At 42.6% G+C, this 21,379-nt stretch carries 23 protein-coding genes and 2 tRNA genes; 13 read left to right on the forward strand and 12 right to left on the reverse strand.

What is annotated here, in order from left to right:
* Positions 1–189 precede the first annotated feature (189 nt).
* On the forward strand, positions 190–870 hold the full coding sequence (locus BUB28_RS10275; RefSeq protein ID WP_242939983.1) for an SOS response-associated peptidase: 681 nt from the start codon (positions 190–192) through the stop codon (positions 868–870).
* Between the two features lie 261 nt (positions 871–1,131).
* On the opposite strand, the gene BUB28_RS10280 is transcribed toward BUB28_RS10275, so the two are convergent.
* The 4 genes from BUB28_RS10280 to BUB28_RS10295 all read right to left on the reverse strand — a co-directional run bounded on the left by BUB28_RS10280 (position 1,132) and on the right by BUB28_RS10295 (position 4,620).
* Positions 1,132–1,668 (reverse strand): 3'-5' exonuclease, encoded by a 537-nt coding sequence (locus BUB28_RS10280; RefSeq protein WP_072951204.1) that lies wholly within the window; start codon positions 1,666–1,668, stop codon positions 1,132–1,134.
* 143 nt (positions 1,669–1,811) lie between these two features.
* Entirely contained in the window at positions 1,812–2,285 is a 474-nt protein-coding gene (locus BUB28_RS10285) for a pyridoxamine 5'-phosphate oxidase family protein (RefSeq protein WP_072951206.1), read from the reverse strand.
* The gene (gene hcp, locus BUB28_RS10290; protein WP_072951208.1) at positions 2,282–3,910 is read right to left on the reverse strand and encodes a hydroxylamine reductase; all 1,629 of its coding nucleotides are present in this window, start codon (positions 3,908–3,910) and stop codon (positions 2,282–2,284) included. Before hcp ends, BUB28_RS10285 begins: the two co-directional genes overlap by 4 nt.
* 14 nt (positions 3,911–3,924) lie before the next feature.
* Positions 3,925–4,620: an ATP-binding protein gene (locus tag BUB28_RS10295; protein WP_072951209.1), complete on the reverse strand. Its 696-nt coding sequence runs from the start codon at positions 4,618–4,620 to the stop codon at positions 3,925–3,927.
* Positions 4,621–4,706: 86 nt separating this feature from the next.
* Here BUB28_RS10295 and BUB28_RS10300 point away from each other — a divergent pair, with 86 nt between their 5' ends.
* On the forward strand, positions 4,707–5,351 hold the full coding sequence (locus BUB28_RS10300) for a Crp/Fnr family transcriptional regulator (protein ID WP_072951211.1): 645 nt from the start codon (positions 4,707–4,709) through the stop codon (positions 5,349–5,351).
* A 243-nt stretch (positions 5,352–5,594) separates the two neighbouring features.
* Here BUB28_RS10300 and BUB28_RS10305 read toward each other — a convergent pair whose 3' ends face one another.
* Positions 5,595–6,131, reverse strand: a complete 537-nt coding sequence (locus tag BUB28_RS10305) for a VanZ family protein (RefSeq protein ID WP_037324656.1) — start codon at positions 6,129–6,131, stop codon at positions 5,595–5,597.
* Between the two features lie 372 nt (positions 6,132–6,503).
* Here BUB28_RS10305 and BUB28_RS10310 point away from each other — a divergent pair, with 372 nt between their 5' ends.
* The 9 genes from BUB28_RS10310 to BUB28_RS10345 all read left to right on the forward strand — a co-directional run bounded on the left by BUB28_RS10310 (position 6,504) and on the right by BUB28_RS10345 (position 13,887).
* Positions 6,504–6,788 (forward strand): DUF960 domain-containing protein, encoded by a 285-nt coding sequence (locus BUB28_RS10310; protein ID WP_072951213.1) that lies wholly within the window; start codon positions 6,504–6,506, stop codon positions 6,786–6,788.
* A 53-nt stretch (positions 6,789–6,841) separates the two neighbouring features.
* Positions 6,842–7,945: an amidoligase family protein gene (locus tag BUB28_RS10315; RefSeq protein ID WP_072951215.1), complete on the forward strand. Its 1,104-nt coding sequence runs from the start codon at positions 6,842–6,844 to the stop codon at positions 7,943–7,945.
* 1 nt (position 7,946) lies between these two features.
* Positions 7,947–8,099 carry a hypothetical protein gene (locus tag BUB28_RS17070; RefSeq protein WP_175547842.1) on the forward strand — a complete coding sequence of 51 codons (153 nt, stop codon included), beginning with the start codon at positions 7,947–7,949 and terminating at the stop codon, positions 8,097–8,099.
* 1 nt (position 8,100) lies between these two features.
* Positions 8,101–9,078 carry a class II glutamine amidotransferase gene (locus BUB28_RS10320; protein ID WP_072951217.1) on the forward strand — a complete coding sequence of 326 codons (978 nt, stop codon included), beginning with the start codon at positions 8,101–8,103 and terminating at the stop codon, positions 9,076–9,078.
* A complete protein-coding gene (locus BUB28_RS10325; protein WP_072951219.1) occupies positions 9,078–9,650 on the forward strand; it encodes a recombinase family protein in 573 nt (190 codons plus the stop codon). The genes BUB28_RS10320 and BUB28_RS10325 overlap by 1 nt, the downstream gene beginning before the upstream one ends.
* Before the next feature lie 247 nt (positions 9,651–9,897).
* Positions 9,898–11,241 (forward strand): TrkH family potassium uptake protein, encoded by a 1,344-nt coding sequence (locus BUB28_RS10330; protein WP_072951221.1) that lies wholly within the window; start codon positions 9,898–9,900, stop codon positions 11,239–11,241.
* Between the two features lie 12 nt (positions 11,242–11,253).
* The gene (locus BUB28_RS10335) at positions 11,254–11,898 is read left to right on the forward strand and encodes a potassium channel family protein (protein ID WP_072951222.1); all 645 of its coding nucleotides are present in this window, start codon (positions 11,254–11,256) and stop codon (positions 11,896–11,898) included.
* Positions 11,899–12,086: 188 nt separating this feature from the next.
* Positions 12,087–13,211, forward strand: coding sequence for a sensor histidine kinase (locus tag BUB28_RS10340; protein ID WP_072951374.1), 1,125 nt, complete (start codon positions 12,087–12,089; stop codon positions 13,209–13,211).
* A complete protein-coding gene (locus BUB28_RS10345; protein ID WP_072951224.1) occupies positions 13,204–13,887 on the forward strand; it encodes a response regulator in 684 nt (227 codons plus the stop codon). Before BUB28_RS10340 ends, BUB28_RS10345 begins: the two co-directional genes overlap by 8 nt.
* 483 nt (positions 13,888–14,370) lie before the next feature.
* On the opposite strand, the gene BUB28_RS10350 is transcribed toward BUB28_RS10345, so the two are convergent.
* Together BUB28_RS10350 and BUB28_RS10355 are read right to left on the reverse strand one after the other, a co-directional pair.
* Positions 14,371–14,459: transfer RNA gene (locus BUB28_RS10350), tRNA-Ser, on the reverse strand.
* A 6-nt stretch (positions 14,460–14,465) separates the two neighbouring features.
* Positions 14,466–14,550 (reverse strand) — tRNA-Leu (locus tag BUB28_RS10355).
* Positions 14,551–14,795: 245 nt separating this feature from the next.
* On the opposite strand from BUB28_RS10355, the gene spo0A reads away from it, so the two are divergent.
* Positions 14,796–15,551, forward strand: coding sequence for a sporulation transcription factor Spo0A (gene spo0A / locus BUB28_RS10360; protein WP_072951225.1), 756 nt, complete (start codon positions 14,796–14,798; stop codon positions 15,549–15,551).
* Between the two features lie 42 nt (positions 15,552–15,593).
* Here spo0A and BUB28_RS10365 read toward each other — a convergent pair whose 3' ends face one another.
* The 5 genes from BUB28_RS10365 to BUB28_RS10385 form a co-directional block, all read right to left on the reverse strand.
* A complete protein-coding gene (locus BUB28_RS10365; protein WP_072951227.1) occupies positions 15,594–16,220 on the reverse strand; it encodes a hypothetical protein in 627 nt (208 codons plus the stop codon).
* Positions 16,171–17,424 (reverse strand): ABC transporter permease, encoded by a 1,254-nt coding sequence (locus BUB28_RS10370; protein ID WP_072951228.1) that lies wholly within the window; start codon positions 17,422–17,424, stop codon positions 16,171–16,173. The genes BUB28_RS10365 and BUB28_RS10370 overlap by 50 nt, the downstream gene beginning before the upstream one ends.
* Entirely contained in the window at positions 17,424–18,320 is an 897-nt protein-coding gene (locus tag BUB28_RS10375) for an ABC transporter ATP-binding protein (protein ID WP_072951230.1), read from the reverse strand. The genes BUB28_RS10370 and BUB28_RS10375 overlap by 1 nt, the downstream gene beginning before the upstream one ends.
* A gap of 75 nt (positions 18,321–18,395) precedes the next feature.
* The gene (locus BUB28_RS10380; RefSeq protein ID WP_072951232.1) at positions 18,396–19,553 is read right to left on the reverse strand and encodes a HAMP domain-containing sensor histidine kinase; all 1,158 of its coding nucleotides are present in this window, start codon (positions 19,551–19,553) and stop codon (positions 18,396–18,398) included.
* On the reverse strand, positions 19,541–20,212 hold the full coding sequence (locus BUB28_RS10385; protein WP_072951234.1) for a response regulator transcription factor: 672 nt from the start codon (positions 20,210–20,212) through the stop codon (positions 19,541–19,543). Before BUB28_RS10385 ends, BUB28_RS10380 begins: the two co-directional genes overlap by 13 nt.
* Before the next feature lie 211 nt (positions 20,213–20,423).
* On the opposite strand from BUB28_RS10385, the gene BUB28_RS10390 reads away from it, so the two are divergent.
* Entirely contained in the window at positions 20,424–21,293 is an 870-nt protein-coding gene (locus BUB28_RS10390; RefSeq protein WP_072951235.1) for a BREX-1 system adenine-specific DNA-methyltransferase PglX, read from the forward strand.
* The last annotated feature ends 86 nt before the right edge of the window (positions 21,294–21,379 follow it).

The raw sequence follows: 21,379 nt of genomic DNA on the forward strand, positions 1-21,379 counted from the left end.
ATTAGTCAATCAGCAGACTAAAAAGTTTAAACAATCTTTACGAATTGAATATATGAAAGCCGGGGCATTAAGCCCCGACAGTTATTTGCTTTTTATGCAATTCATATCTTGACGAGACATGACATATGTGATATAATAAAATCAGAACATATATTCTGCTTGCAATGTCGGGAGGTGAGCTTCATGTGTATGTCTCTGAGAATAGAACCAAGAGAAATGGCGGAGGTTCTCATAAAGATAAGAAAAATGTCCTTTGCTCAGGAAATGTCGATAAAACTTGGTAAAAGCCTGATTATGTCAGGTGATTTATTCCCGTCAGATATAGCTCCGGTTCTTGCACCGAATAAGTATGGGAATATGGCTATATTTCCAATGGCATGGGGATTTACGTATAAAGCTACGCCTAAGCCTCTTGCCAACTGCCGCGTCGAGACCGCTGACAGTAAACCTTTGTGGCGGGATTCATGGTACAGGAGAAGGTGTGTTATTCCTGCATCATGGTATTATGAATGGGGATATCCAGTATATGAGGACGATTGCCGTAGCATGATCGAGCATCGCAATACTAAGAAGGTCAAATTCGCCATACAGACCGAGGGTTCAGACAGAACATATATAGCAGGACTTTATAGATATGAAGAGCATAGTGGTATGCAGACACCTATGTTTTCTATACTAACGCGAGAAGCAGCAGGTACTGTCAAAGATATTCATGATCGTATGCCACTTATACTGGATAAGGAAAACGTAAAGGAATGGATACGCCCTAACGGAGATCCCAGTACTATAGTTGAGAAGGCACTGTCCAATATGGTATTCGAGAGAGCAGTTGATTATCCTCGGTTTCCACCTGAGACCATTACAGCATGAGGAGTCGGCAATGCCGACTCCGTTTCATTTCAAAAGGGTGTCGTTCATATTTGCAATAGCGTGAGAACTGATTATAGATAATGGTGGGGCGTTTGCCCCCACCTAAACTATTATTATATCAAATCAGAACGCCAAACTTTCACTTCTGCTCAGAAAACCAAAATTTTATTATATCATAACAGATATTCAAAAATTCATTTCTGCATCGTTTCAAAAAGAAAAAGAGCCATTGCTATGTCAGCAACAGCTCTGTATACTTGTTTATGGTGACAGAACGAACTTCTTTACATACCCACTCACATCGACACCGCTTTCCATGTACCTGAGCAGAATCTCCGCACAAGCGTGAGCATCGCTGTCCGCCTTGTGATGGTCGAGGGCGATGCCGTAGTGATCGCACATCACATTGAGGTTATGCTTCATATCGGGAAGGATGCGCCTGCCGATCTGGACTGTACAAAGGTATTCCGCACTCGGTTTCCATGTAATACCGTAGTTCCGCAGGCAGGAGCGCAGGACACTCATATCAAAGACAGCGTTATGGGCAACGAGGATACCCTTGCTCATAATTGGCTCTATCTTCTTCCAAAGCTCCGCAAAGTTCGGAGCACCTTTGACCTTATCAGCATCTATACCCGTGAGCTGTGTATTGAAGCTATCGAAATGCGTTTCGGGATCAACAAGCGAAAAGTAGTTCGCAACGATCTTGTTATCCTTTATCGCTGTTATTCCTATCGCACTCATACGGTCGTTCGCATGATTAGGTGTTTCAACGTCAAACACGATATAGACTGCCATTTCACATCACTCCTCTTGCAGTGGCTCTCAGGATAATTATACCATACCACGGGCGAAAGGTCAATCGGCAGGAAAAGAAAAAGCCCTCATTGCTGAGAGCTTTTCTATCATCTACTTTGAACCCATTGGATTCAAAGTCAGAATTATTTTACAGGCTTTCTTTTACCTGTTATGCTTTCGACCTCAAGGGCATATACAAGCGTTCTCGGTATCGCCGCCGTGCTGAACGGCATATCTTTTCCGTCATGATAATGTGCCATGAGCAGTTTCAGCGCAGGCAGTTTTTCTTCTTCCGACAGGATACGGAAATGCCCTCTGCCGATCACACTTTCGTATGCCATCGTGCAGTAGCCCTTATCCTCAAAGTATTGCAGCTCATGCTTGCAGTCCATTTCAAATGATGCTCTATTATCCTTCCGGATAAGCCCGACCTTGTAGCCCTCCAAAGCACTATGAAAATAGAGCGTGATCTTATCTCCGTTCACCGCCATACCGAAATTCAGCGGCAGAATGTACGGAAAGCCGTCATCATTCAGAGCCAGTCTGCATACATCGCAGTTTTTCATGATCTCTATGATCTCGCTGAGATCGGTCACTTCACGGTCTTTTCTTCTCATAAGCCGAAAATCCTCATATCCTCGTCAACGGTTGTAATTCCTGCAATGCCGAAGCTGTCTACAAGAACCTTTGCCACATTCTGAGACAGGAACGCAGGCAGTGTCGGTCCAAGGTGAATATTCTTCACTCCGAGATACAGCAGCGCAAGGAGAACGATGACTGCTTTCTGCTCATACCAAGCGATATTATAAACAATAGGCAGATCATTTACATCATCAAGCCCGAATACCTCTTTCAGCTTCAGAGCAATCAACGCCAGAGAATAAGAATCATTACACTGTCCTGCATCGAGAACTCTCGGAATACCGCCGATGTCGCCTAAGTCGAGCTTGTTATACTTGTACTTCGCACAGCCTGCGGTGAGAATAACTGTATCTTTTGGCAGCTTCTCAGCAAATTCCTGATAGTAGCTTCTGGACTTCGCTCTGCCGTCACAGCCTGCCATGACTACGAATTTGCGGATAGCCCCCGATTTTACAGCTTCTACAACTGTATCGGCAAGTGCAAATACCTGTTCATGGGCAAAGCCGCCGATAATAGAGCCGGTTTCGATCTCGGTAGGCGGAGGACATTTCTTAGCCTGTTCGATGATTGGCGAGAAATCCTTTACTTCGCCGTAGGGTGCGTCAATATGCTTACAGCCCGGATATCCTGCGGCACCTGTTGTCCAAAGTCTGTCCTTGTAGCTGTCCTTCGGCGGAACGATGCAGTTTGTGGTCATCAGCACCGGACCGTTAAAGCTCTCAAATTCCTCTTTCTGCTTCCACCACGCATTGCCGTAGTTTCCTGCGAAATGCGGATACTTTTTGAAGAACGGATAATAATGCGCAGGTAGCATTTCCGAGTGAGTATAAACATCAACTCCCGTATCCTTTGTCTGCTCAAGGAGCATTTCAAGGTCTTTCAGATCGTGACCTGAGATCAGTATTGCAGGATTTTGGCGGACACCGATATCAACTGTCGTGATCTCAGGATTGCCGTATGATGTAGTATTTGCAGCATCAAGGTCAGCCATACCCTGAACGCCGTACTTGCCGACTTCCAGCGTGAGAGCCACAAGGTCATCGACCGACAGACTGTCATCAAGTGTTTTAGCAAGAGCCGACTGTAAGAAAGCATCAAGCTCCTCATCATCATTCAGCAGAGCGTTTGCGTGTTTTGTATATGCCGCAAGTCCTTTCAGACCGTAGGTTATCAGCTCACGCAGAGAGCGTATATCCTCATTCTCTGTTGCAAGTACGCCGACAGTCTTTGCTTTCTCGGCATAGTCCGAACCGTTCCAAAGAGCTGCTTCGGGGAGGGATTCTTTATTCTGCACCTGTCCGAGCAATTCTTCTTTGACTGCAAGTGTTTCAGTAACCTTAGTGGTAATGCTGTCAAGATCGAAATTGGCATTGGTGATCGTGATAAACAGGTTCACGCTGATAAGATGATTAACAGTCTTATCGACAGTCTTTCCCTCTGCACGGAGCTGAGTTGTCAACGCAGACAGCCCCTTTGTAACGTACACAAGCAAGTCCTGCATTGCTGCGACTTCAGGCTGTTTACCGCAGACACCGCAAGCGGTACAACCCTTACAGCCTGCTGTTTCCTGACACTGATAGCAAAACATTTTCTGTTCCATGATATATTCCTCCATTATTTTCTTATCTCAACAATACTGCCGTCCGGCGAAATGACTGCAACTTCAAGCGGAATATCCTTACCGCTTGCTTCTATCGCACGTTTTATCGCATACTCCATACCTCCACAGCATGGTACGGTCATTCTTGTGAGAGTGATGCTCTTTATATCGTTATTACGGAATATCTCTGTCAGCTTTTCGGAGTAATCAACAGCATCGAGCTTCGGACAGCCGATGAGCGTAATCTTCCCACGGATAAAATCATGGTGGAAGTTCCCGTAGGCGTAAGCTGTGCAATCGGCAGCGATAAGCAGATCAGCACCGTTGAAGTATGGTGCATTTGTAGGCAGGAGCTTTATCTGTATCGGGAATTGTCTCAGACAGCTTGGAACACTAACATTGCTGTCAGTTTCTTTCGGTGTGAAGCTCTGCAAAGCCGAGCCCGGACATGTGAAACCGCTGCAGGCAGACTTTTTCTGCTTGTTTTCTTTCACCGCCTTTTCATCATAAGCCGCCGCTTCACGCTCGGTAAAGTGAATAGCGTCCATAGGACAGGCTGGGAGACAGTCCCCGAAGCCGTCACAGAAATCGTCACGCATGAGCTTTGCCTTGCCGTTCACGATAGCAATCGCACCCTCATGACAAGCCTTTGCACACAGACCGCAGCCGTTGCATTTTTCTTCGTTTATCTCAATTATTTTCCGTATCATAGCCATACCTCCTTGACTTTCTGTATCCATTATAGTATAATCAAAGGAGAAAGTATGTTGTAATTACAACATTTTGGGAGAAAAATATGGATATTTCAGTTTTGCATAATTCGATACTGTTCAAGGGCTTTGATGATACCGAAATATCTGAGCTTCTGAAAGCCCTTAATGCAGCCGAAAAGAAATATAAGAAAGGTACGATGATCTTTTCTTCGGGAGAGATCACCGATAAACTATGCTTTGTGACCGCAGGCAGCGTTACCGTGGAGAGCAACGATATGTTGGGAAACCGCACGATTCTCAACCTTGTGGGCGAGGGGCAGTTCTTTGCGGAGAGCTATGCACTCCTGTCTGATGTGCCTATGCTGGTCGATGTCTGCGCCGCTGAGGATTGCACTGTTGTTTTTCTGAGCATGAAGTCGCTCGCTGACCTCAACGATACGATAAGGGCGAGACTTCTTGCAAATCTTCTCACTATCACCACAAGAAAAAATCTGCACCTATCGAGCCGGAGCTTTCATACTGCTCCGAGACAGGTGCGTGGACGTATTATGGCGTATCTTAATACCGTATCGGTTCAGAAGCATTCCCGTGAGTTTGATATACCCTTTGACCGTCAGCAGCTTGCGGACTACCTCAATGTGGAACGCTCTGTGCTATCAAATGAATTGAGCAAGATGCAGAGGGACGGACTGATACGATGCAGTAAGAACCATTTTGAGATCATATAACAGAAGCGCAGATGACCAATTTTAGCCATCTGCGCTTTTTTATGCTCCTGTTTTTTCAAAGCCTTTCAAGACCTGTTTATCCGAGAACGAGGACAGCTTCCCGTCCGACCATTCTATGAAAACATTGTACATTTCGTCTATGTAAATAATCGTTGCCGTAGAGCCGATCTCCGATGGAGTTCATTACAATGTAAGGTAAATAGAGGGCCGCCCTTCATCAGGGCGGCATTCAGATATTTTACACTAAGGCACATCATTACGACTTTTTCGTATAGCAAATAAAATACACGCTCCGATCAAAACACCGCTTGTATTTAGTATCACGTCATCAATATCTGTATGCCTTTCTGTACATAACAACTGGGAAAGCTCAATAAAGATAATAAAAAAAATACCGGCAAACACAGTTTTTTTGATACTATCAAGCTTTCTAAAACAGATAGGCCATACTATTCCTACTGGTATAAACATTGCTATGTTCCCTATAATATTGATAAGCCATCCATCATATCTGTCAAAGAGAAAAAAGAACGGGATTAAACTTATCATGTCAGACAATGTAGTTGAAAATTCAATCGTTAGAGTACCTATTTTCCCGTCAACAAAATGTAACGGGAAGTATACAAATCTTGCAATAACTACAAGGCATATGTATACAAGAAGCATCTGAAGTTCGCGTTTTACTGAAAACTTCTTGAATCTGATCGCAATTATGAATCGCACAAGTATCCAAATGAGAGTTATAAAAATAAACATCTGTAGATAGGAAATCTCGATCATAGTCACTACCGCATCCTTCCTTTAGCAGATAGCTGATAAATCCCATGTTTATCATATTAACCTGCTTACTATCCATATTATACACTGCACAGTAGCCCAAAGTCAAGGAAGCAAGTGTTTTCAAACATCTTTGGAATAACACTAGGTACTATAGGCAAATTAGCTCTCACAACAATCCCTTGATGCTCCACAAATTCCTATTATTTTGAAATCTGATATATATATAATTACTATAAGTAATTCATTTTTTTCAAAAAAGGCCTTTAGACGTATCTGAAGGCCTTTCCTCCTATTATTTTGATTTTTCATATATACATTATTACTATGAGTATGCTTGCGTGTACTCGCAATAATGCGAAAGGAGGATCAAAAATGTTTGACAACAGCCGATATCTCACCTGTGGTGTAGACAGCACTATCCCATTGGAACTGCAGTTGTTTCTATGGGAATGCGTAGAGCATATGCCTGCTCCGAAAGACTATCTACAGGTCTTTGAGCTTAGTCCAGCAGGTTCTATGCAGTCGATTGTCCATAGCTCGGAAGAGCCTGAATATCGCAAAGTGTATCTTATACCGTCAGATGCACCTATTACTGAAAAGCTGTATATCATTGATGACGGTGATCACAGTACCATGCTGCTTGCAAGTGAATATTAAAACTAATGCCGCTCCTTCGGGAGCGGCTTAACTATTTTACGGAGGTTTTATCAATGGAAGAAAACAAAGAAAATGTGCTATATTGCTCCCACTGTGGAGCAATCATAAGTGAAGACTATGAAACTGTCGACGGCGATATAGTATGTATAGACTGTGTTGAACAGCATACCACGACATGTGATCGCTGCGGTGCTATAATTTGGACCAGCGAAAGCTATGGCGATGATTATACCACTCTCTGCAGCCACTGCTATCACAATCACTATACCCGCTGTTCATGCTGTGACACTCTGCTCCACGAGGACGATGCATACCACCTCGACGGTTACGATTATTGCAGTGACTGCTACCACGATGAAGTTGACAAAAGCCGCTCTATCCATGACTATGGCTACAAACCTGAACCCATATTTTACGGTGACAACCAGCGCTACTTCGGCGTAGAACTGGAGATCGACGGAGCAGGTAAAGACAGTGATAACGCGGACGAGATACTTGCTATAGCTAATAAGGATGAAGAACATATCTACATCAAAGGCGATGGTTCACTTGATGACGGCATGGAGATAGTAACACACCCAATGAGCCTTGAGTACCATAAGAACTACTGCTGGGACGAGATTATGAAGAAGGCTATCTATTTAGGATATCGCTCACATCAGACTTCTACCTGCGGACTTCATGTTCATATAAACAGAAACTGCTTCGGAGAAAATCGTGATACACAGGACGAAGTTATCAGTCGTATACTATACTTCATTGAACACCATTGGAACGAGATGCTGAAGTTCAGTCGTCGAACTGAGTACAGTATGAACCGATGGGCTGCAAGATATGGCTTTGAAAAGACAGGGCGTGAGATACTGGATAAGGCTAAGAAAGGCAACCTGGGCAGATATGCCGCCGTCAATCTTATGAATTACATGACCATCGAATTCCGTCTGTTCAGAGGCACGCTTAAATACAATACCTTTATCGCTGCACTGGAGCTTGTTGACGCTATCTGCGACCTCGCTATTAATCTGACTGATGAAGGTATAGCAAAGATGTCTTGGTCCGAGTTTGTAGACACTATAAAAGAACCTGAACTTATCCAATACCTGAAGGAACGAAGATTGTATATCAACGAAGAAATCGAAACACAGGAGGATATGTAAAATGGGCTTATTATCAGATTTATTCGGTATGGATGAAGATACTGAGCAGGACATTAAAGATGTGCTAAAGACTGTTGGTGTTATCGCTACAATACTTTTCGCAGGCGGCGCTATTGATGGTATCAGCTGCGACAATGATAAGGAGGATAATTGATATGTGCGCACTATTTGGATGGCTCGATTATAAAGGAATTGTTCCGTATAGGGTACTCAAGAAGCTTACCCAGGCTCTGGCAAATGCTGCGGAAGAGAGAGGCACGGATGCAGCAGGTATAAGTTATATTCACGACGGTAAGGTCACTATATTCAAAAGACCTAAGCCAGCTCATAAGCTGCACTTCAACGCTCCAGCAGAAACAAAGGCAATTATGGGACATACGCGGTTAGCTACCCAGGGCGATAAGAAGCAGAATTACAACAATCATCCGTTCGCTGGTCATGCTGATAAGGAGTTTGCCTTTGCACATAATGGCGTACTCTGGAACGACAGAGATTTACGCAAGGACGGGGTAATCCCCAATACATATATCGATACCGACAGCTATATCGGCGTACAGCTGATAGAGAAACAGGGAAAGCTCGACTTTGACAGTCTTCAGTACATGGCGGAGACGGTCGAGGGGAACTTTACGTTCACCATACTCGATCAGACCAACAGCTTATATATTATAAAAGGCTCAAATCCGATGTACCTGCTTCATTTCGAGACAATAGGCTTATACGTATATGCCAGTACAGAGACAATCATGAAGAAGGCGTTGAAACAGCTGGGCTTACATAAGTTCGAGAGTAAACGTGTAGATACTGAGGAAGGTGATATTCTTCGTATCGACCGAAACGGAAAGATCACAAGGTCACAGTTTGAGCCTAAGATATATCGTTCGAAATACATGAGCTGGTATGATGATGACGTATCTTCTTATTATAATATGCACGAGGAAATACTGCTGGCATACTGCGGCTGCTATGGCGTAGATTCATCTGATGTGGAGCTTCTACTTGACTATGGTTATACCTGTGATGAAGTTGAGGAAATGCTTGTAGATCATAGCCTGCTCCGTGAAGCTCTTAAAGATGTTAAATACATTTTGGGTGAAGATGTGTACGAGAATTGCTATGGAGGAGCATTCTAATGTGTAAGATCGGATACATCCGTGTCTCAACCGAACATCAAGAGACAGCTAGGCAGGAAGCTCTAATGAAGCAATTTCAGGTCGAGCGTATCTTTGCTGAGAAGATGTCCGGTAAGAATGCTAACCGACCTGAGCTGAAAGCAATGCTCGAATACGTCCGTGAGGGAGACACGCTTTACATTGAGAGCATAAGCAGGCTCGGAAGATCCACAAGAGATCTGCTTAACATTATCGATGTGCTTCAGCAGAAAAAAGTAACAATCGTGAGCAGTAAAGAAAACATAGACACCAATACTCCGCAAGGAAGATTCGTTCTGTCTATATTTGCAGCACTCTCTGAGCTTGAACGAGAACAAACTTTACAGCGTCAGCGTGAAGGAATCGCTATTGCAAAATCTCAAGGAAAATACAAAGGAAGACAACCTTTACCTATCGACTGGATAAAGTTCGGTGAGCTGTACGAGCAGTGGAAGTCGGGCGCTATTACGGCAGTATGGTTTCAGAAAGAAATGGGCCTCCAAGCTAATACCTTCTATCGCAGGCTCAAAGAATACGAAAGAAAGTTTACATAAATGAGACGGAGCCGGTAATAACCGGCTCCAATCATCTTTCAATAAGGTGGCTGTTTTTATTGCAATATTTCAAAAGCCAATATACCACTTATGTGAAACATTTTTTTACTGTTTCAATAGACCACGGTCAAGCAGCACACATCAATATTGTGCCTTAACGAAATCTTAACACCGTAACCGTAATCTTAACAGCACCTTAACCGCTCATGTGATATAATAAAGCTATCATTTGGACGAGAGGTGTACGATGTTACATAAAAATAGAGTAAAAAACAGAAATCATATAACTTCATTTCAGGTCATCATTATCAGCTTTTTTTGCCTGATACTGGTAGGTACGCTGCTTCTGATGCTGCCGGTCTCATCAAGGCAGCGGTGTGTGACGAGATTTGATGATGCGATGTTCACCGCTGTTTCCGCAACCTGTGTGACAGGACTTGTTGTAAAAGATACTGCCACCTACTGGTCATTGTTCGGGCAGGCGGTCATTCTGATGCTGATACAGATCGGCGGCATGGGCGTTATCACCATAGGTTTAGCTATTATCAGAGCATCAGGCAGGAAGATAGGTCTATGGCAGCGCAGTACGATGCAGGAATCCATCTCAGCACCGCAGGTAGGCGGTATTGTGAAGCTGACAGGCTTTATACTCAAAACCTCGCTCATCATAGAGCTGATCGGTGCTGCTTTGCTCGCACCTGTTTTCTGCAATGATTTTGGTATTGCAAAGGGACTATGGTATTCTTTATTTCACAGCATATCCGCTTTTTGTAACGCAGGATTTGATCTGTTCGGAGTCAGGGAACCTTTCTCCTCTCTGACATCTTACCATAGCAATATCTATCTTAATATTATCATTATGCTGCTGATCATCACAGGCGGCATCGGCTTTCTCGTGTGGGGCGATATCGGAACACACAAGCACAGATTCAGGCGTTTTTCATTGCAAAGCAAGGTCGTACTGATGACATCTGCTGTCCTGATAATACTTCCTGCGCTGTATTTCTTCTTTTATGAATATGACCGTGAGAGTATCCACAACAGGACGATTCATGCCCTGTTTCAGTCTGTCACTACCCGAACTGCCGGCTTTAACACAACTGATCTCGCTGCTATGGACGAATCGGGTACAGCCATTATGATCATTCTTATGCTTATAGGCGGCTCACCGGGTTCCACCGCAGGCGGTATGAAAACAGCTACTATTGCAGTTCTGTTCCTTTCTGCGATCACAGTATTCAGCCGCAGAAATGATGTGCAGTGCTTCAAAAGAAGAATATCAGATGAAGCGGTCCGCAGTGCTGGTGCAATTCTTTTCATGTATCTTGTATTGTTCTTTACAAGCGGTATCATTATCAGCAGAGTAGAAGATATTCCGCTGCTGACCTGTCTGTTTGAAACAGGCTCAGCTGTCGGTACAGTAGGACTGACACTTGGCATTACAAGCGGTCTGTCTGGTGTATCCCGTGTGATACTGATGATACTGATGTTTTTCGGGAGAGTCGGCGGATTAACAATGATCTATGCGGCACTTCCTTCTGCCGAAAACAGAAATTCACGTCTGCCGCTTGAAAAAATAACAGTAGGATAAAGGAGAATGAATATGAAATCAGTTTTGATAATTGGAGTTGGACAATTCGGAACTCACATTGCAAAGCGCATGGAGGAACTGCGCTGCGAGGTAATGGCTGTTGATATCAATGAAGAATGTATTAACGAAATAATGCCGTATGTGACTGATGCAATGATCGGTGACGGTACTAACGAAGAATTCCTTCGTTCTTTGGGAATAGGAAATTTTGATGTATGTATCGTTGCACTTGGCGGTTTGTTCCAGACATCTCTCGAAACAACTTCTCTGCTCAAGGAACTCGGAGCAAAAAAGGTCATATCACGTGCAACCAATGATGTACAGATGAAGTTCCTGCTGAGGAACGGCGCAGATGAAGTAGTTTACCCCGAAAAACAGATGGCTCTGCGTGTTGCTACTAAATACGCCTCAGACAGCATCCTTGATTTCATTCAGCTGGATAATAATTACTCTATCTATGAACTCAAAATCCCAAGAAACTGGTACGGAGAAACACTTTCAGACATAGATATCCGCAAGAAATACAAGGTCAATATCCTGACAATCAAACGTGGCAACGATGTATTTATCCCATCTTCTGATACTGTTTTAGGTGAGGATGATATAGCATTTGTTATCGGTGAGATGCGTGATATACAGAAATGTTTCAGAATATAGGAGATGATAGTGTGAGAAGTATTCTGCTTGCACTTTCTGTCACTATATTTTTTCTGTATGGCTTTCGTGCCATGAAAAAAGCGGATATCCTGATGGCGGAAATACGAAAAAACAGAAGACATCATTATGATTAAACAACTTCTGTATCATGTTGACGAAGAAAACGGTTGTATGTTATAATGTTCAGGGTGATTGATTTGTCTGATAAAAAGAAAAAAAAGAACGCATACATTTCTGTACTGAAAGATTTCGGGATAAGTCTGATCATACTTGCAGCAGCAACTATAGCAGGATATTTATTCAAACTCGGAGGTCTGACAGACAGCAACATAATTATGCTGTATATCATAGCAGTTCTTGTGATATCTATCCTGACATCAAAGATATACTATTGCCTAGGTTCGTCTATTGTAGGAGTATTGGTATTCAATTACTTATTTACATATCCGGAATTTTCGTTCTCGGCTCATGATGCAGGATATCCGGTGACTTTTCTTACCATGTTCATAACAGCACTTATTGCAGGAACGCTTGCCAATAAGCTGAAACGCAATACTCTTATAGCCGAACAGAATGCCCGAGAAAAAGAAGAAGCAGCTTTACTTGCACAGAATGAACAGCTTAGAGCAAATATGCTCCGCACAATTTCCCATGACCTCAGAACACCGCTTACTTCCATATCGGGAAACGCAAGTACACTTATTTCCGGCGGAACTGCACTTGACGAAACAGCAAGACAGCAGATCTATACGGATATCTTTTCCGAGTCTATGTGGCTGATCGAAATGGTGGAAAACCTTTTATATGCCACACGAATAGAAGACGGACGAATGCAGCTCAATATCTCGGTAGAGATACTTGATGACATTGTGCAGGAGGCTGTCAGACACACCGAACGCACTCACCCAAAGAGAAATATCATCGTTGATATGTATGACGAGATAATCCCCGTCATGGCAGATGCAAACCTTATCGTACAGGTCATTGTCAATCTTATGGATAATGCAGTCAAGTACAGTGATGAGGATTCTGATGTTACTGTCAGTGTACACCTTGAAAATGAGTATGCTGTTATATCCGTTTCCGATCACGGCACAGGTATTTCCGATGAAGAAAAGGAAAAGGTTTTTGATATGTTCTACACGGGCGGCAGCCGTTCCTCAGACAGCAGAAGAAGTCTGGGACTGGGACTTGCACTGTGCAGGTCTATTATCACTTCACACAGCGGATCTGTCTATGTCAGTGACAACATACCAAACGGTACAATTGTAAGTTTTACTCTGCCTATAGGAGAGGTCGATCTGAATGAATGAATTTCTTGTTCTGGTAGTCGAAGACGACAAGCCCATCAGAAATCTGATAACCACAACCCTGAAAATGAATGACTATCGCTTTATCACCGCTGTCAAGGGAAATGAAGCTATTATGCTCAGTGCTTCTCACAAGCCTGATATCATCATACTTGACCTTGGACTGCCCGACATTGACGGCGTTGAGGTCATAGAGCATATACGCACTTGGAGCGATGTTCCTATCATCATAGTCAGTGCAAGGAGCGAGGACAGGGATAAGATAACAGCACTTGACAAAGGTGCAGATGATTACCTGACAAAACCTTTCTCTGTCGATGAGCTTCTCGCAAGGCTCAGGGTGATACAAAGGCGGCTTATGAAGTCCGAAAATATCTCGGTCACGGAGTTTGTCAACGGCAGATTGCGGATAGACTATGTTTCGGGCTGTGTTCACCTTGATGATGAAGAACTTCACCTGACACCGATAGAATACAGGCTGCTTTGCCTGCTTGCCAAGAATGTCGGCAAGGTGCTGACACATAAGTACATTATCCAAAGTTTATGGGGAACTCCTGCGGATAACAGCGAAGCCTCCCTGCGTGTATTTATGGCTACCCTGCGAAAAAAGCTGAGTGACAGCAGTCAGGCGCTGATACAAACACATATCGGTATTGGGTATCGTATGATGAAATTATAGCTTTAGGGAGCAGTACAAAGCAGACACTTTATTTGATGATATGTATTGCCTTCAATGGCTACAAAAACAATTGAACTTATTTTTTCTAAAGGAAATAAGGGCAACGCCTTCCACTCACGGAGGACATTGCCCTTTTCCTTATGCTGTGATTATATCAGTCCTGAATCTCCTGCATCATAGTTCCCTTTAGTGAAATGGCTGTTAATTCAATAAAGAAAATATCTGAATGTAATTATTGTCATAATCACTGCAGCGTTGATTAATGAATAAATTATATAGAATCAGCTCCCTCACGGGAGCTGGCTTCTTTTATTATCGTTATACTGCCTTTCAGTCGTGTGCATTCCGTGTGCATTTCGTGTGCATTACACCTGTTTTTTGTGCACACGGGGCTGCAAATTTTCATTTAAAACTGTTTTCTACAGGCATGAGAAAAGCCTGTATTTCGGTGTTTTCCTCGAAATACAGGCTTCTTTAAAAGAGCGGACAGAGAGGGATTCGAACCCTCGATACGCTATTAACGTATACACGAGTTCCAGTCGTGCGCCTTAGACCAGCTCAGCCATCTGTCCATACTATGGTGCGAGTAATGGGACTTGAACCCATACGTCTTTCGACACACGCCCCTCAAACGTGCCTGTCTGCCTATTCCAGCACACTCGCAAAGTACTTAAATATTATACAGCAAAAAAGGTCTGATGTCAATAGGCGTAAAAATATATTTTTATTATTACTATTATTAGCATATAATATAACAAATCAAGCATATACGACTGATAAACACATAAGCATCAAGAAAATCATAAAAAATCCTAAAATTCGACATTTTACGCTAAAAACACCTATTGAAATTTCTCTTTAACGGGTGTAGAATAATAAACATAGTAACAAAGAAAAGGAGTCCTAACATGGAAAATGAAAGAATCAAAGTATTGATCGGTGACGATTCAGCATCAAACGGAGTAAGAGTAGCAGCAAAGCTTAGGGAAAACGGCATAACAGCCTACACCCGAAGGAAAAATAGCAGAGCGATACTTGATTCAATTCTCAATGACAGACCGGATGTCGTTCTGGTGGATCTATCCTTACCGGACGCAGATGCCCTGATGGTTATGAAGCAAGTCAAGGAAGCCTTTGTCTCTCCTCCTGCATTCATAGTTGTATCTGATGTAAAGAACAATTTTATTGAACGTCAGGTAATGGAGAACGGTGCTTCATATTTCCTATCAACGCCATACGATCTTGAATCCATCAGCTATATCGTCAAATCGGTATGTCGAAGACCTATATCTGTAAATTGTGCTGACACTGAGATAATGGTAACAGATGTCATACAAAAGCTTGGTATTCCTGCGCATATAAAAGGTTATCACTACCTTCGCACAGCAATTCTGAGTGCAATTGAGGACCGGCATCTAATGGAATGTATAACCAAACAGCTTTATCCCTGCGTGGCAAAGAAATATGATACAACCTCGTCACGTGTGGAAAGAGCGATACGTCACGCCATTGAGATAGCATGGGACCGCGGAAACACCGAGATAATAAACAGCTTTTTCGGATACACTATAGACAGTTACCGCGGACGCCCGACAAACTCAGAATTTATCGCACTTGTTACTGACAAGATAAGACTGAAGCTAAAAAATGCATCAATAAACTAAACAGCTGTATAAGCAAAAAGCCCGTATCTCTACGGGCTTTTTTTATCTTTCCTTTATGAGCTTGCGCAATGGAAACACGACAATCATCATAACTGCCGAAAGAAGCAGGATAATCTTCTTTTCGTCAAAGCTGTTATACATCATTGAAAAAAGATAAATGTCACCGAGCTTTTTTCCGAGAGAGAAATTCATAACATAATATATAACAGAAGCCATATAGCCTATTATAACATTACCGCTCACTCCCGCAAATGCAAAGCCTACAGTTCCCAAAGCAACAGCCGACACCACTGAACCGAAAAAGTGCCTTAACGTTACCTGAGAATTGCAATGCTTCATACACAGCACATATACACCTATCATAACTATAATCATTATCAAAGAGCACATCAATCTCATAAAGCATACGATATTATGACTTATCTTTTTAGACCTGACAACATCATATATGCTTTCATTCTGTTCAGGAAGAAATACGGGAGTCATCAGGACTATGCCTATAAGCGGAACATAAGCTTCAAGCGGCTGAGCAGCAAGTCTGCTGTCAAGCTCCGATAAACTGAAAAAAATCGGTGAAGCAAGGAGAATTACAAGTGCAAGGAGATAATGCAGAAAAAAATTATGCTTTACGTCTGAATATACTATCCTTGCCAAACAGCCTGATACCATTGAAGTCCCCTCCCCTCTTCAGTTCATAGACCAGTACAGTAATCACAGCCGCTGCTATCGAAGCTGCCATATAAAATACACGGTTGAAAACAAACTTGTCCCAATTCATAAGAAATGCATCTCTGTAGTCTAATGAATTATGTCTGCATATGAATGTGAACCTGCTTATTTTCCCCACTAATCCGGCTGCTCCCGCTGTCATCAGCCCCATGAACCACCATATAAACTGAACAAGAATAGCCGCTCCTCCCGAAAACACCTCAGTGACAAGCATTCCTACAGCAGAAGCCGTCATTATATTTGGAAGAAGCCAGAATGAAGGCAATGTGAACATCGCGGACATATCCATATCCTTAGTTCCATACAAAGCGATGAGCTGTATAAATGCTGCTATCATACATATAAATACAGGTATGAACATCGTAGTTACAAGTGCTGCAAAGCGCGTAAAAACCATTCGGAACGATGATAACTTTCTCGAATAAACAAGCTCACTCATTCTGTGCCGCCTGTCCGCTGCCGCAAGTGCAGCTGCTACGAATACGGGCATTATAGCAAGTACAAAGCCTGCATAATCGCTGAACAATCTTGCATATGCTCCTGATATCCTGTCATCTTCAATCATCACGTTATATTTCTCGACTGCCTGCTCGTATGTCATAGGCATACGGGAGAAATTAAAGACCAGATCATCGGCAGCATAACTTGAACCTCCGCCAAGTATATCGTCAACATCAGCCATTATCTCAGTAAAGCGCTCGTATGTCATGGTATCACTTACAGGCATATCTTTAATTTCATACTCGCTGTAATCATGAGTCCCGTCAGTATAATTACAGATCTGAGTACTATTCTTTTTTTCTTCAATACCTTCGCGATCAAGACCTGTTATCTCGCAGACATACTTCTCTATCCTTGCCTGCTTCTTATCATTGAGGTGAACAGCTTTGTAGAAGCCGAAGGGATAGCAGACATATCTGTTTGCAAGAAAATCTCTTGTCAGAGCATCTCCTGCTTTTGACATAATAAGGTCATGATCCTCGACTATTGTTTCACCGTAATCATATTCTCCCTGAACAGGACGATATACCTTTTCAGCGCAGTCTGAGAAATACTGAGTTGTAAGCATCAGGAACACGATAATACAATATATAATATAAGTAAGAGAATGAAAAATCTTTCTGCACTCTTTGCGAAACAGCATCACTCCTCACCTCCAGAAACATCACAGCCTCTGCTGTGGAGACAATATACATATGCTCCTTCAAGATCAGGCTCGGTCAGAACAGTATTCGGCAGATCGGGTTCGGTATCCGAAACTATCCTCACAGTAACATAATCAGACTGTGCAAGCATACCTGTTACAATATATTCCTTTTTTATCTGCAGAAGAAATCGCTTCTCAACATTTGCCGTATAGATATGTCCCCTTGCATTTTCCAGTATTTCCTGCACCGTTCCCTTCCAGAGTATCCTGCCCGAATCCATTATAGCTATATTTTCGCAGGTAGCCTCAATATCCCCGACTATATGCGTCGAAAGTATAACGATACGCTCCTGAGCAACCTCACAGAGCAGATTTCTGAAACGTATACGTTCCTCGGGGTCAAGTCCTGCTGTAGGCTCGTCAACTATAAGCACCTTCGGGTCATGGATAAGAGCCTGTGCGATGCCGAGCCTACGCTTCATGCCGCCCGAAAGCTCCTTCACCTTCTTATGACGGTGTTCAACAAGGTTTACCCTGCGAAGAAGAGAAGTTACACGCTTTCGGCACTCCGCCTTTGGTATCCCCGAAAGATAGCCCAAATATTCAAGAGCCTCATCACACTTCATATTTGGATACATTGAAAAATCCTGCGGCAGATAGCCTGTAATGGCGCGTATTTCCTTTGCTCTTTCAACAGGTATCCCGCATATGGTGATATCTCCGCTTTTCTTTTTATGGAGCACAGCAAGCGTTTTCATAAGTGTGGTCTTTCCTGCACCGTTTCGTCCAAGGAGTCCGAACATACCCTTTTCAATAGTAAGATCAATGTCAAAAAGCGCTTGTTTTTTTCCGTAGAACTTATTGACATTTTTAATCACGATTTTTTCTTCCATTTTCTCGCCTCCAAAAATAATGACATGATAAGTTTTCCTATCATGTCATTATAATAATCTATGAATTTCAACTTTTTATCTACTTTCTGATTTTTTTACAGAAAATTCTGCTGTTACCTTTCCTCCGCCGTTTTCAGCATTTGAAATATAAAGCTCGCCGCCGCATTTTCTGCAAAGCAGCCGGCAGATGTACAGCCCAAGACCGAAATGCTCAGCTTCATTCTCGTTTTCATCACGATAGAACGGCTGCCAAGCCTTTCGCAAGGCTTCCTCGGAAAAGCCGTTTCCGTCATCGGTCACGGTTACTCTGAGACTGTCATCTTCAATTTCGGCAATGCATTTTACAACACTTTTTCTATAACGTTCCGCATTGGATACCATATTTTCAAAGACCTGCATTATAAGCTCCCTGTCATTACAGATAACAGCTCCCGAAGCTTCTTTTGCAGACATAGAGAAAAACTCATCTCCGCATACCAGCTTTCCTACCTCATCAAAACTGCCGCAAAGCTCCTCATATGCAACAGCCTCCTCCTCAGGGATAATATCCTCAAGCTTATGAACGGAACTCATCTTTTCGGTATAATGCTCCAGACGCTCCACCTGTATGCTCATTTTGCTCAGGATATCTGCCTGCTTTTCGGGACTTATCCTGCCGTCGAATTTTTTCACCAGCTCAGTATAGCCTTTAAGTACCGTAATAGGAGTGCGAAGATCATGTGAAAAGGCTGAATTCAGGCGTTTGCGCTCTTCAAGAGATTTCCAGAGCTCGTAATTGCTGGCATAAAGGTTTTTACGCATATTCTCAAAAGAAACGCAAAGCCTGCCTATTTCGTTTTTGCACTCAGTGCAGATCTCAAAATCCAGATCATCATGCAGTATCCTGTCAGATGCAGCCATTAGCGTATCTATAGGCTTTTTCACCTCTGCCGCATAGAATTTTTTGACTGTGAACCATATGCAAAATATAGACCAAAGCGAAACCGTGATGTACCTTCCGTAGCGCAGAACATCATATAACCACATATCATCAGGGATACTCTCCCATAACCGAATATCATCGAGGGAAAAGAAATCGGGTATCGGCAAAACAATATACCTCGATACATACCATTTCTGTAAATAATCAAACACACCGTATATCAGCCAGTTTCCTATTACGCAGACCACAAAGCATACAAAAAGATACTTCAAAAATGAACCCTTGATACCGTCTTTTTTTACTTTATCCATTTATATCCCATTCCCCATACAGTTCCTATATGCTTATCCTGTCCGTATTTACCGAGCTTTGCTCTTATACGCCTTATATGTTCGGCAATGACCGAGCTGTCACCCTCTGCATCATAGCCCCATATCTTCTCGTAGATACGCTCCTTGTCGAAAACCTGTCCTGTATTCAGTGAAAGCAGCTCTATTATACGGAATTCCTTGTTTGCAAGATCAATGATGTTTTCTCCTGCCGATACTGTTTTTTCGGTATAATCAATGACAAGATCACCGTAAAATCGCACATTCTTAGCAGCATTTGCACGTCTGTCCCTGCGTATATGAGCAGCTACACGAGCTCCCAGCTCATCAAGGGAGAAGGGCTTGATTATATAATCATCGCCTCCTGCCGCAAAACCTTTTATCTTGTCCTCGTCCTCCACCTTTGCAGTAAGGAAAAGAATAGGACAGCTTACGTGGTCTCTGATTTTCTCACATACCTCAAAGCCGTTTCCGTCAGGCATATTCACATCAAGAAGTATGATATCAGGAGTTTTCGACACCGCTTCAACTGCCTGCGCACCGCTATAGGCTGTATATACACAGTATCCCTCAAGCTCAAAATAATCCTTCAGTAAGCAGACAACGTCCTTTTCATCATCTGCGATAAGTATACTGTACATAAATCCCACTCCTTTCCTTATAATAATAAAAGCCAAAAATCAACTTTTTATCAACTGTTTAATTATAACTCCTATTACCTTTATTGTCAATTGCAAACATTTTGAACTTTATTTTGCAATATATTTTTTTACACCTGTTCACTCTGTAAACATTGATTTATTAGGGTCAGTATGTTATAATTATAACATACTAATTTCAGGAGAAATTACAATGTCAAAACTGATATCAGATAAATTCAAGGAATGGGAAAAGCTCTGCGACGAACGTTTCAACAGGCTGAAGGCAAATGAAGAAAAACTCAATAAATTCTTCATCTCAGCATACGGGCTTGAACAAGAACTTACTCCCGAGGTAAGCGATGAGGAAATAACTGTGCGTCGTGCAGACCTGCAAAGGGAGATAAAAAGTCTCATAAGCTACGCTGTAGGCTGTATCTTCGGACGCTATTCCCTTGACAAAGAGGGCCTTTGCTATGCAGGCGGACAATGGGACGACTCCGCATATTCTACCATTATCCCATGTGAGGATAATATTATGACCATAAACAGCGCTGAAAGCGGTCTTACGGCTGCGGTCATAAGCTTTGTTGAAAAAGTCTACGGCAGCGATACCCTTGAGGAAAATCTTTCATTCATAGCACAGGTACTCGGCGGAAGCGGCGATAACCGTGAAATATTACAAAGCTATCTAAGGAAAAGCTTTTTCAAAGATCATTCAAAAATATACCGAAACCGCCCTATATACTGGCAGTTCACCTCCGGCAGCAAGAAGGCTTTCAAAGCGATAATGTACATTCACCGCTATACTCCGGAAACACTTTCCATACTGAGAGAAAAATACGCTGTTCCCTATTTTGAACAGCTGAAAATTCTTCTTTCGGAGCAAAATTCGGAATACCGCAGTGCAGACAGCAGTAAAAAAGCTGCGATAAGAAGAAATATAAGCCGCACTCAGACACTAATACTTGAAATGGAGGGATTTTTACAAAGACTTAATATCCTCGCAGGTGAAAAAATCGTCCTCGACCTTGATGACGGTGTAAAAAACAATTACGAAAAGCTTAAAGATATACTCGAATAAATCCTGTATTTCTCATCACCGATGAGTTGTTATTTCACTTTACTTTTTATGTTTTATGATCTATAATAAACACTGATATATCGACC

Origin of the sequence: Ruminococcus flavefaciens, assembly GCF_900143025.1 — a bacterium.
Lineage (GTDB): Bacteria > Bacillota > Clostridia > Oscillospirales > Ruminococcaceae > Ruminococcus > Ruminococcus flavefaciens_I.

Bases quoted from the DNA above. Each gene is read 5' to 3' on its own strand.
- BUB28_RS10275 (WP_242939983.1), top strand. From the start codon at position 190: ATGTCTCTGAGAATAGAACCAAGAGAAATGGCGGAGGTTCTCATAAAG.
- BUB28_RS10280 (WP_072951204.1), bottom strand. From the start codon at position 1,668: ATGGCAGTCTATATCGTGTTTGACGTTGAAACACCTAATCATGCGAAC.
- BUB28_RS10285 (WP_072951206.1), bottom strand. From the start codon at position 2,285: ATGAGAAGAAAAGACCGTGAAGTGACCGATCTCAGCGAGATCATAGAG.
- hcp (WP_072951208.1), bottom strand. From the start codon at position 3,910: ATGGAACAGAAAATGTTTTGCTATCAGTGTCAGGAAACAGCAGGCTGT.
- BUB28_RS10295 (WP_072951209.1), bottom strand. From the start codon at position 4,620: ATGATACGGAAAATAATTGAGATAAACGAAGAAAAATGCAACGGCTGC.
- BUB28_RS10300 (WP_072951211.1), top strand. From the start codon at position 4,707: ATGGATATTTCAGTTTTGCATAATTCGATACTGTTCAAGGGCTTTGAT.
- BUB28_RS10305 (WP_037324656.1), bottom strand. From the start codon at position 6,131: ATGATCGAGATTTCCTATCTACAGATGTTTATTTTTATAACTCTCATT.
- BUB28_RS10310 (WP_072951213.1), top strand. From the start codon at position 6,504: ATGTTTGACAACAGCCGATATCTCACCTGTGGTGTAGACAGCACTATC.
- BUB28_RS10315 (WP_072951215.1), top strand. From the start codon at position 6,842: ATGGAAGAAAACAAAGAAAATGTGCTATATTGCTCCCACTGTGGAGCA.
- BUB28_RS17070 (WP_175547842.1), top strand. From the start codon at position 7,947: ATGGGCTTATTATCAGATTTATTCGGTATGGATGAAGATACTGAGCAG.
- BUB28_RS10320 (WP_072951217.1), top strand. From the start codon at position 8,101: ATGTGCGCACTATTTGGATGGCTCGATTATAAAGGAATTGTTCCGTAT.
- BUB28_RS10325 (WP_072951219.1), top strand. From the start codon at position 9,078: ATGTGTAAGATCGGATACATCCGTGTCTCAACCGAACATCAAGAGACA.
- BUB28_RS10330 (WP_072951221.1), top strand. From the start codon at position 9,898: ATGTTACATAAAAATAGAGTAAAAAACAGAAATCATATAACTTCATTT.
- BUB28_RS10335 (WP_072951222.1), top strand. From the start codon at position 11,254: ATGAAATCAGTTTTGATAATTGGAGTTGGACAATTCGGAACTCACATT.
- BUB28_RS10345 (WP_072951224.1), top strand. From the start codon at position 13,204: ATGAATGAATTTCTTGTTCTGGTAGTCGAAGACGACAAGCCCATCAGA.
- spo0A (WP_072951225.1), top strand. From the start codon at position 14,796: ATGGAAAATGAAAGAATCAAAGTATTGATCGGTGACGATTCAGCATCA.
- BUB28_RS10365 (WP_072951227.1), bottom strand. From the start codon at position 16,220: ATGGTATCAGGCTGTTTGGCAAGGATAGTATATTCAGACGTAAAGCAT.
- BUB28_RS10370 (WP_072951228.1), bottom strand. From the start codon at position 17,424: ATGCTGTTTCGCAAAGAGTGCAGAAAGATTTTTCATTCTCTTACTTAT.
- BUB28_RS10375 (WP_072951230.1), bottom strand. From the start codon at position 18,320: ATGGAAGAAAAAATCGTGATTAAAAATGTCAATAAGTTCTACGGAAAA.
- BUB28_RS10380 (WP_072951232.1), bottom strand. From the start codon at position 19,553: ATGGATAAAGTAAAAAAAGACGGTATCAAGGGTTCATTTTTGAAGTAT.
- BUB28_RS10385 (WP_072951234.1), bottom strand. From the start codon at position 20,212: ATGTACAGTATACTTATCGCAGATGATGAAAAGGACGTTGTCTGCTTA.
- BUB28_RS10390 (WP_072951235.1), top strand. From the start codon at position 20,424: ATGTCAAAACTGATATCAGATAAATTCAAGGAATGGGAAAAGCTCTGC.